The organism is Mycobacterium sp. NGS39 (assembly GCF_059812765.1).
Map to the genome: position 1 here is coordinate 276,470 of NZ_JCALDH010000002.1, position 10,354 is coordinate 286,823.

6 protein-coding genes are annotated in these 10,354 nt (G+C 66.1%); all 6 read left to right on the forward strand.

What is annotated here, in order from left to right; genetic code table 11:
- The first annotated feature begins 115 nt into the window (after positions 1–115).
- The 6 genes from AC5Y39_RS03695 to ettA all read left to right on the forward strand — a co-directional run bounded on the left by AC5Y39_RS03695 (position 116) and on the right by ettA (position 10,326).
- The gene (locus tag AC5Y39_RS03695) at positions 116–1,597 is read left to right on the forward strand and encodes a wax ester/triacylglycerol synthase family O-acyltransferase (RefSeq protein ID WP_500015130.1); all 1,482 of its coding nucleotides are present in this window, start codon (positions 116–118) and stop codon (positions 1,595–1,597) included.
- The gene (locus tag AC5Y39_RS03700) at positions 1,594–3,264 is read left to right on the forward strand and encodes an HAD-IB family hydrolase (protein ID WP_500015128.1); all 1,671 of its coding nucleotides are present in this window, start codon (positions 1,594–1,596) and stop codon (positions 3,262–3,264) included. The genes AC5Y39_RS03695 and AC5Y39_RS03700 overlap by 4 nt, the downstream gene beginning before the upstream one ends.
- Complete coding sequence (locus AC5Y39_RS03705) at positions 3,261–5,609, forward strand: glycerol-3-phosphate 1-O-acyltransferase (protein ID WP_500015126.1); 2,349 nt, start codon at positions 3,261–3,263, stop codon at positions 5,607–5,609. The genes AC5Y39_RS03700 and AC5Y39_RS03705 overlap by 4 nt, the downstream gene beginning before the upstream one ends.
- A gap of 334 nt (positions 5,610–5,943) precedes the next feature.
- On the forward strand, positions 5,944–7,950 hold the full coding sequence (locus AC5Y39_RS03710) for a bifunctional copper resistance protein CopD/cytochrome c oxidase assembly protein (protein ID WP_500015124.1): 2,007 nt from the start codon (positions 5,944–5,946) through the stop codon (positions 7,948–7,950).
- Positions 7,951–8,134: 184 nt separating this feature from the next.
- Entirely contained in the window at positions 8,135–8,581 is a 447-nt protein-coding gene (locus AC5Y39_RS03715) for a single-stranded DNA-binding protein (protein WP_500015122.1), read from the forward strand.
- A 68-nt stretch (positions 8,582–8,649) separates the two neighbouring features.
- Positions 8,650–10,326 carry an energy-dependent translational throttle protein EttA gene (ettA, locus tag AC5Y39_RS03720; RefSeq protein WP_500015120.1) on the forward strand — a complete coding sequence of 559 codons (1,677 nt, stop codon included), beginning with the start codon at positions 8,650–8,652 and terminating at the stop codon, positions 10,324–10,326.
- Positions 10,327–10,354: the final 28 nt, after the last annotated feature.

The following is a 10,354-nucleotide window of genomic DNA, read 5'->3' on the forward strand; positions in this document are numbered from 1 at the left end:
CAGCGACGGTCCTCCCGGCCGATCGCAGCACCACGGCAATCCCTCTCCCACGAGGTAGTCGAGCGGACTAGCGTTGTCCTCGAACGCGGTTTCCCGGGGAGGAGTGAACGAGAAGGTGGCTGAGGCAGTAGACGCGGCGGGGCTTCCTCAAGAACTCGGTGCGTTCGACATGTTGCTGCACCGCGGCGAGGCCAACCCACGGACCCGCTCCGGCATCATGGCCGTCGAAATCCTGGACACCACACCCGACTGGAACCGCTTCCTGAACGTTTTCGAGTATGCGTCGCGCCGCGTGCTGCGGCTGCGCCAGAAGGTGGTCGTGCCGACGGTCCCGACGGCCGCGCCCAGATGGGTGGTGGACCCCGACTTCAACCTGAACTTCCACGTACGACGAATCCGCGTGCCCGACCCCGGCACGCTACGCGAAGTATTCGACCTCGCCGAGGTGATTCTTCAATCGCCGCTTGATATTTCACGTCCGCTGTGGACCGCCACGCTGGTCGAAGGTTTGCCCGACGGCCGCGCCGCGCTGCTGCTGCATATGAGCCACGCGGTCACCGACGGTGTCGGTGCAGTGGAGATGTTCGCCCACATCTACGACTTGGAACGCGATCCGCCGCCTCGCGAGCCAGTGCCGCTGCCCATTCCCGAAGACCTCACCGGCAACGACCTTGCCCGCGAGGGCCTCAACCGGTTGCCGTTCACCATCCTCGGCGGCGTCCGCGAGGCCGTCACCGGCGCCGCCCAGGTCGTCGGCCGCGTGCTGAGCAACCCGGTTTCGGCGGTCGAGGGCGTCGTCGAGTACGCCCGCTCCGGCGCTCGGGTGATGTCGCCCGGCGCCGACCATTCCCCGCTGCTTCGCCGTCGCAGCCTCACTTCTCGCAGCGAGGCCATCGACATGGAGCTCGGCGACATCCGCGCCGCCGCCAAAGCCGCCGAGGGCTCCATCAACGATGCCTACCTAGCTGCGCTGTGCGGAGCGCTGCGGCTCTACCACCTGGAGTTCGGCGTGCCCATCGACTCGCTGCCGATGGCGATCCCGGTGAATTTGCGAGCCGAAGCCGATCCCGCCGGGGGCAACCGCTTCGCCGGCGTGATGATCTCCGCGCCGCTGGGAATTTCCGACCCAACCGCACGCATCCAAAATGTCCGCACTCAGATGTGCAAGCGGCGCGAAGAACCCGCGATCGACATGATCGGCACCGTCGCGCCACTGCTCAGCCTGTTGCCCGACCCGCTGCTGGAATCGGTGGCGGGTTCAGTGGTTTCGGCAGACGTGCAAGCCAGCAACCTGCCGGTGTACGGCGGCGACACTTACGTCGCTGGAGCAAAAGTGTTGCGGCAATACGGCATTGGGCCGCTGCCCGGTGTCGCGATGATGGCGGTGCTGATTTCGCGTGGTGGCATCTGCACTGTCACCACCCGCTATGACCGGGCGTCATTCGTCGACGACGAACTCTGGTCGCGGTGCCTGCTGGCGGGGTTCAACGAGGTGCTCGCCCTCGGTGGCTCAGGCCGCGCCACGCCCGCCTCATTCACCGAGCCTGACAAGTCCAGCGCCGAGGCGCCGTCACCCAACGGGAGTTCACCGTCATGAGCCCGTCCGACAATCGGTCCCTCGATCGCCGGGACATGAGGCTGCCCGGCTCTGTGGCCGAAATGGAAGCCAGCCCCCCGGGCCCGCACATCGGTGCGTTCTTCGACCTCGACGGCACGTTGGTGGCCGGCTTCACCGGCGTGATCATGACGCGGGAACGCTTCCGGCGCAGGGAGATTGGGATCGGTGAGTTCCTCGGAGTCGTCCAGGCGGCACTGAACCACCGCCTCGGCCGCGCCGACTTCGAACAACTCATCTACCGCGGCGCGGCGATGATGAAGGGGCGCTCGATCGACGACATCGACGAGCTCGGCGAGCGACTGTTCGTCCAGCACATCGTGTCGCGTATCTATCCCGAGATGCGTGAGCTGGTTCGGGCGCACCAGGCCCGCGGCCACACCGTGGTGCTCAGCTCGTCGGCGCTCACCGTTCAGGTGGAACCCGTGGCCCGATTCCTCGGCATCGACAACATCCTGAGCAACCGCTTCGAGGTGGACGAGAACGGCATCCTCACCGGCGGCGTGCTCAAGCCGATCCTGTGGGGACCGGGTAAGGCCAATGCGGTGCAGAAGTTCGCCGCCGACCATGACATCGACCTGACGAAGAGCTACTTCTACGCCGACGGCGACGAGGACGTCGCGCTGATGTACCTGGTCGGCAACCCGCGGCCCACCAACCCCGAAGGCAAGCTCGCGGCCGTGGCGGCCAAGCGTGGCTGGCCGGTGCTGCGCTTCTCCAGCCGCAGTGGCAGCAGTCCGGTTTCGGCGCTGCGCACACTGGCCGGCGTGGCGTCACTGGCGCCTGTCGCCGCCGGTGCGGTCGGCGTGGGTCTGCTCGCGGGCAGCAAGCGCCGAGGCGTCAACTTCTTCACCACGAACTGGGGCAGGCTGCTTCTGGCCACCACCGGCGTCAACCTCAACGTGCTCGGCGAGGAGAACCTCACCGCGCAGCGGCCGGCGGTGTTCATCTTCAACCACCGCAACCAGGTGGACCCGATCATCGCGGGCTATCTGGTGCGCGACAACTTCACCTCGGTGGGCAAGAAGGAGCTGGAGAAGAACCCGCTGATGGGCCCAATCGGCAAGGTCATGGATGCGGTGTTCATCGACCGCGAAAACACCCAGGCCGCAGTCGAAGAGCTTCACAAAGTCGAGGAACTCGCGCGCAAAGGGCTGTCGATCGTGATCGCCCCGGAGGGCACGCGGCTGGACACTACGGAGGTCGGGCCGTTCAAAAAGGGCCCGTTCCGGATCGCGATGGCGGCGAAGATCCCGATCGTGCCGATCGTCATCCGCAACGCCGAAGTCATCGCCGCGCGCGATTCGAGCACCTTCAACCCCGGCACCGTCGACGTCGTCGTCTACCCGCCGATCCCGATCGACGACTGGACGCACGACAATCTCAACCAGCACATCGCCGAAGTCCGCCAGCTCTACCTGGACACGCTGAAGAACTGGCCGCACGACAAGGTCCCCGAACTACCTGAAACACTGCGAGGCAAGCCGAAAAAGCCGGCGAAGAAGGCTGCGGCCAAGAAGGCGCCGGCGAAGAAAGCTGCAGCCCAAAAAGCAGTGGCGAAGAAAGCTGCAGTGAAGAAGGCTGCAGTGAAAAAGGCTGTGGCAGATGGTAATTCGCAGGTCGGTGACAGGGCGGAAAGGCAGCGATGAGCGCCCGCACCGAAGACCTGGACAGTTTCACCGCGACCGACGACGCGTTGGTGCTTGCTTCGGTGTCGTCGGCGGCCGAGGTGGAGTTGCTGAACAACTGGCTCGCCCAGCAGCGCCGCGAGCATCCGGAGGCCAAGGTCGAGGTGCTGCGGCTGCCCGCTGAGGACGAGCCCGACCCGGGGGTGGTCGCTCAACTCGTCGAGCAGCTCAGCGCCGACGAGGACCGGACGGTGGTGCCGGTGCGCGTGTTCTGGGTGCCCGGTGGTCTGCCGACCCGGGTGAAGCTGGTCGGATTGCTCTCGGGCCGCGACACGTACCGGCCGCCCGAGATTTTGCAGAAGCGCATCCTGCACCGCGACCCCTCCAGGGCTCGGATCGTCGCCGGTGAACCCGCCAAGGTCTCCGAACTCCGGCAACAGTGGCAAGACACGACCGTCGGCGACAATCCGCGTGACTTTGCGCGATTCGTGCTGCGCCGCGCCGCACTGGCGATTGAGCGGGTGGAGCTGCGGCTGCTCGGCCCGGCGTACAAGTCGCCGCGGCTGGTCAAACCCGAGATGTTGGCGTCGGCACGCTTTGTCGAAGGGCTGCAACAGATTCCGGGCGCGACGGTCGAGAAGGCCGGCCAGATGCTCGACGAACTCGCGACCGGCTGGAGCCGGTTCTCGGTCGACCTCATCCCGGCGCTGGGCCGCGCGATCTTCAGCCGAGGGTTCGACCCCAACATCGACTACGACCGCGAGGAAGTCGAAAGAATGCGGCGGGCGCTGGAAACCCACCCCGCGGTCCTGCTGTTCTCGCACCGGTCCTATCTCGACGGTGTGATCGTGCCCGTCGCGATGCAGGAGAACCGGCTGCCGCCGGTGCACACGTTCGCCGGTATCAACCTGTCGTTCGGGTTCATGGGCCCGTTGATGCGGCGCTCAGGGGTGATCTTCATCCGCCGCAAGATCGACGATCCGCTCTACAAATACGTGCTGAAAGAGTTCGTCGGCTACATCGTCGAAAAGCGGTTCAACCTCAGCTGGTCGATCGAGGGCACCCGATCCCGAACCGGAAAGATGTTGCCGCCCAAGCTCGGTCTGCTGGCATTCGTAGCTGACGCCTACCTCGACGGGCGCAGTGAAGACATCCTGCTGCAGCCGGTGTCGATAAGTTTCGACCAGCTTCACGAGACCGCCGAGTACGCCGCCTATGCGCGCGGCGGTGAGAAAACCCCTGAGGGGCTGTCCTGGCTGTACAACTTCATCAAGGCGCAAGGGGAGCGCAACTACGGCAAGATCTACGTCCGGTTCCCGGAAGCGGTGTCGATGCGTGAATACCTCGGCGAACCGCACGGGCCGATGGCCACCGACGAAGCTGCCAAACGCCTCGCCTTACAGAAGATGGCGTTCGAAGTGGCATGGCGGATCCTTCGGGCGACACCCGTGAACGCCACCGCGCTGGTGTCAGCGCTGCTGCTGACCACCCGTGGCCGAGCACTGACCCTCGACCAGATCCATCACACGCTCCAGGATTCGCTCGACTACCTCGAGCGCAAGAAGATCCCGATGACCAACAGCGCTCTACGGCTTCGCACCCGGGAAGGAGTGCGGACTGCGGCCGACGCGTTGTCTAACGGCCATCCCGTCACCCGGGTGGACAGCGGCCGGGAGCCGGTGTGGCGCATCGCCCCGGAGCACGAGCACGAGGCGGCGTTCTACCGCAACACCATGATCGACGTGTTCCTGGAGACGTCGATCGTCGAACTGGCCCTAGCGGGCGCAGCCCGGGCTGAGGGCGACCGCGTCGAAGCGTTCTGGGCGCAGGCAATGCGGTTGCGTGACCTGCTCAAGTTCGAGTTCTACTTCGCTGACTCGGCGGCGTTTCGTGAGCACATCGCCGAGGAGATGGCGTGGCAGGACGACTGGGAAGCGCGTGTACGGGCCGGGGGCCGCGACATCGACACGCTGCTGCACGACAAGAAGCCGTTGATGGCGCACGCGATGCTGCGTCCGTTCTTTCAGGCCTATGAGATCGTCGCCGACGTGCTGCGCGATGCTCCGGCGGAGATCGGCGAGAAGGAGCTGACGAAGCTGGCGCTCGGTGTCGGTGAGCAGTATCTAGCGCAGGGCCGGGTGCGCAGCAACGAGTCGGTGTCGGCGTTGCTGTTCGGCACCGCCCGGCAGGTGGCGGCCGATCAGGGATTGCTGCAGCCCGCAGCCGATTTGATGGAGCGGCGCAAGGCGTTCTTGGCGGAGCTGCGTGCGATTCTGAGCGACATGGATCGCATCGAGATGGCGTCGGTTGCGCAGTTCAACGAGCGGGAAGCCCAGCGGCGTCGTCAGCGTCTCGAAGCCGGCTGATCGGGTCTAGTCGTCGGCGTGGCGTCGCTGATCCCAGCGCTCCAACCGCTCTTGCGCCAGGTGCAAGGCAAACGCCACGAGCGGAACACCGACCGATAACATCGCTATCACAACAAGATTCATGATCTTCTCCTGCCCGGAGCGTACGTCCAGGCGAACGTATGCCTAGGGACCGACACGGTTTCCGCTGATGCATATTCAAACGGGATCGCCGCGATCGCGTTCAACGAACGGGCTGTGTTTCCCGACACATGCCTCCGCGCGTAGCGAGCGCCACGCTCTGAACGCGCCGCGGCATTGGTAGGTCATCCGCCCGCGGCCATACGCTGAGGTGATGACCGCAGAGCCGCGCACCGCTCAACGGGCACCGTTTTGGCCGGTGCTCGTTGGAGTGGCCGTGTTGGCCGGCGCGACGGCGGCCGCGATCGGGGCGCTGTCGCTGGCGGCCGCGCTGAGCGCGACCGGTCTGCCAGATCCAGGAGCCCTTACCGCCTACGGTCTGCCGTTCGTCCGCGCGGCAGGCGAGGTCACCGCGGTGATCGCGGTCGGCTCCTTCTTGTTCGCTGCGTTCCTGGTGCCACCGCAAGACAGTGGCGTGCTCGACGCAGACGGGTACCGGGCGCTTCGCATCGGGACCGTCGCCTCCGGCGCATGGACAGTGTGCGCGGTGTTGCTGGTGCCGTTGACCATCTCCGACGTGTCTGGCCGGCCTGTCGCCGACATCCTGAATCCGGCGACGGTCTGGACGGCTGCCGACGTGATCAACATCGCCGACGCATGGCGGTGGACCGCTCTGTTCGCGGCCATCGTGACCGTCGCGAGCATGCCCGTTTTGCGGTGGTCGCTGACGCCGTTCCTGCTGGCCGGATCGCTGGTGACGTTGTTGCCGTTGGGCCTGACCGGTCACTCCTCGGCCGGCGGCTCCCATGATCTGGCCACCAACAGCCTGGTCATTCACCTGTTCGCGGGGGCTTTGTGGGCTGGCGGGTTGCTCGCGTTGGCGGTTCATGCGCTGCGCGGCGGGGAACACGGCGACCTCGCCGCGCGCCGGTTCTCCAGGCTCGCGGGCTGGTGTTTCGTGGCGATGGCACTCAGCGGGGTGATCAACGCGCTGGTCCGCATCCCGCTGAGCGATCTCGTCGGCACCACGTACGGCGGATTGGTGTTGGCCAAGGCGACAGCATTGTGCGTGCTCGGCGTGCTCGGCTGGCGCCAGCGCCGCGTGGGGCTGGCAGCGCTGCGTCGGGATCCTGCTGTGCGCTGGCCGCTGGTGCGGCTTGCCTTGATCGAGGCCGTGGTCTTCGGTCTCACTTTCGGTATCGCGGTCGGCTTGGGGCGCACTCCGCCGCCGTCGTCGCCCATCGGTTACCCCTCGATCCCGCAGGTGAAGATCGGCTACGACTTCTCCGGTCCGCCCACTGTGACCCGGATTCTCTTCGACTGGCGGTTCGACCTGATCTTCGGCACCGCGGCGATCGTGTTGGCGCTGCTGTATCTGGCCGGGGTGCGCCGACTCCGCCGTCGCGGCGACGCGTGGCCCGCGGGCCGAACTTTCGCGTGGTTGTGCGGGTGCACGGTGCTGTTGTTCGCGACGTCCTCGGGTGTGGGCCGGTACATGCCGGCGATGTTCTCGATGCACATGGCCGCGCACATGCTGCTGTCGATGCTCGCGCCGATCCTGCTGGTGCTCGGCGGCCCGGTGACCCTGGCGTTGCGCGCGCTGCCGGCGGCTGGTCGCGGCGAGCCGCCCGGGCCGCGCGAATGGTTACTGATTGCCTTGCACAGCAAGCTTTCTCGCTTCTTCACGCATCCGATCGTCGCGACGCTCATGTTCGTCGTCGGCTTCTATGGCCTGTACTTCGGCGGCATCTTCGACGCGGCCGCCGGAAACCACGCCGCACACGTCCTGATGAACGTCCACTTTCTGCTCAGCGGCTATTTGTTCTACTGGGTGGTGATCGGCATCGATCCCACACCGCGGCCCATTCCGCCGGTGGCCAAGCTGGCCACGGTGTTCGCGTCACTGCCGCTGCACGCATTCTTCGGGGTCGTGCTCATGGGCACCCGCACGGTGCTCGCCGAAGGGTTCTACCGCTCGCTGCACCTCAGTTGGCACACAGATCTGCTCGGGGATCAGCGGCTTGGTGGCGGAATCGCTTGGGCCGCAGGTGAAATACCGCTGGCGGTGGTCATGATCGCGCTGTTGATCCAATGGAGTCGCAGCGACCAGCGCACCGCCAAGAGGCTGGACCGGGCGGCCGACCGCGACGAGGACGCGGAGCTGGCCGCCTACAACGCAATGCTGGCCGAACTCGCGCGCCGCGACGCGCGGTCACGCTAACCGCCCGGGCCGGCTGCCCGGGGGAGACCTGCCCCGCGCCGCACACCGTGGCACCGGTTATCCCCAGCAGCCGCTTCATCCACAGGCGCGGCGTTCGACGCGAGCGATCGGCCGGGCGCCGTCGGTGCCGTTGGCGTCAATGGTGCTGCACGCCGTGAGCGTGAACCGGATGAGAGGAAACAACATGTTCGAGACGCCAATGACCGTGGTCGGCCGCATCATCACCGATCTACGACGCCGCCAGGTGGGCAACCAGGAAGTCATCAGCTTCCGGATGGCCAGCAATTCGCGCCGGCGCGGCGCCGACGGCAGCTGGGAGCCCGGCAACACGCTCTACATCACCGTGAACTGCTGGGGCAAGCTGGTCACGGGAGTCGGTGCCGCGCTGGGCAAGGGCCGTGCGGTGATCGCCGTCGGACACGTCTACACCAGCGAGTACGACGACAGCAACGGCGTGCGCCGCTCGTCGCTGGAAATGCGGGCCACCTCTGTCGGCCCGGACCTGGCGCAGACGCTGGTACAGGTCATCGATCCGGCGCCTGCGGCGGCCAAGGAGGCCGAGCCCGCAACCGACGCCGCAGACGAGACGGACGTCGAGTCGCGCAAGGAGGCGCTGCCTCTGTCGGCTTAGCGCTGCTCGGTGGTGCCTAGGATGGTCGGGAGCACTCGAGCCGATCTACGAAAGGCATCACCGACGGCATGGCCGAATACATCTACACGATGCGGAAGGTCCGCAAGGCGCACGGCGACAAGGTCATCCTTGACGACGTCACGCTGAGCTTCTTGCCGGGAGCCAAGATCGGCGTCGTCGGGCCCAACGGGGCCGGCAAGTCGAGCGTCTTGCGGATCATGGCGGGGTTGGATCAGCCCAACAACGGCGACGCGTTCCTGGCCAACGGCGCAACGGTCGGCATCTTGCAGCAGGAGCCGCCGCTGAATGAGGAGAAGACGGTACGCGGCAACGTCGAAGAGGGCCTCGGCGAGATCAAGGTCAAGCTCGACCGCTTCAACGAGGTGGCCGAACTGATGGCCATCGACTACTCCGACGAGCTGATGGAGGAGATGGGCCGCCTGCAGGAGGAGCTGGATCACGCCGATGCGTGGGATATCGACAGCCAGCTCGAGCAGGCCATGGATGCGCTGCGCTGCCCACCGCCCGACGAACCGGTGACCCACCTGTCCGGGGGCGAGCGACGCCGCGTGGCGCTGTGCAAGCTGCTGCTGTCCAAGCCTGACCTCCTGCTGCTCGACGAGCCGACGAACCACTTGGACGCCGAGAGCGTGCAGTGGCTGGAACAGCACCTGGCCAGCTACAAAGGCGCGATCCTGGCCGTCACCCACGACCGCTACTTCCTCGACAACGTGGCGCAGTGGATCCTCGAGCTGGACCGCGGCCGCGCCTACCCCTACGAAGGCAACTACTCCACCTACCTGGAGAAGAAGGCCGAGCGGCTGGCCGTACAGGGACGCAAGGACGCCAAGCTGCAAAAGCGGCTGCAGGAAGAGCTGGCGTGGGTGCGCTCCGGCGCCAAAGCGCGGCAAGCCAAGAGCAAAGCACGGCTGCAGCGCTACGAGGAGATGGCCGCCGAGGCGGAGAAGACACGCAAGCTCGACTTCGAGGAGATCCAGATTCCGACGGGGCCGCGGCTGGGCAATGTCGTGGTGGAGGTCGAGCACCTCGACAAGGGCTACGACGGACGCGTGCTGATCAAGGACCTGTCGTTTTCGCTGCCGCGCAATGGCATCGTCGGCGTCATCGGACCCAACGGCGTCGGCAAGACCACGCTGTTCAAGACCATCGTCGGACTCGAGAAGCCCGACAGCGGCACGGTAAAGATCGGCGACACCGTCAAGCTCAGCTACGTCGACCAGACCAGATCCGGCATCGATCCGAAGAAAACCGTGTGGGAAGTGGTGTCCGACGGCCTCGACTACATCGAGGTGGGCCAGAACGAGATCCCGTCGCGGGCCTATGTGTCGGCGTTCGGGTTCAAGGGCCCCGACCAGCAAAAGCCCGCGGGTGTGCTGTCCGGTGGTGAACGCAACCGGCTCAACCTCGCACTCACGCTCAAGCAAGGCGGCAACCTGCTGCTGCTCGACGAACCCACGAACGACCTCGACGTCGAGACGCTGAGTTCGCTGGAGAACGCGTTGGAGAAGTTCCCCGGCTGCGCGGTGGTGATCTCCCACGACCGCTGGTTCCTCGACCGCACCTGCACGCACATCCTCGCGTGGGAGGGTGACGCCACGAACGAAGCGAAATGGTTCTGGTTCGAAGGCAATTTCGCGGCTTATGAGGAGAACAAGGTCGATAGGCTCGGCCCCGACGCCGCTCGTCCGCATCGCGTCACGCACCGGAGACTGACACGCGACTAGGCTGCGGGTGCTCTCGCCGGCACGCCGC

What these genes read in the sequence shown, in the direction of transcription:
- AC5Y39_RS03710 (WP_500015124.1), top strand. Translation starts at nt 5,944, where the DNA reads ATGACCGCAGAGCCGCGCACCGCTCAACGGGCACCGTTTTGGCCGGTG.
- AC5Y39_RS03705 (WP_500015126.1), top strand. Translation starts at nt 3,261, where the DNA reads ATGAGCGCCCGCACCGAAGACCTGGACAGTTTCACCGCGACCGACGAC.
- AC5Y39_RS03715 (WP_500015122.1), top strand. Translation starts at nt 8,135, where the DNA reads ATGTTCGAGACGCCAATGACCGTGGTCGGCCGCATCATCACCGATCTA.
- AC5Y39_RS03700 (WP_500015128.1), top strand. Translation starts at nt 1,594, where the DNA reads ATGAGCCCGTCCGACAATCGGTCCCTCGATCGCCGGGACATGAGGCTG.
- ettA (WP_500015120.1), top strand. Translation starts at nt 8,650, where the DNA reads ATGGCCGAATACATCTACACGATGCGGAAGGTCCGCAAGGCGCACGGC.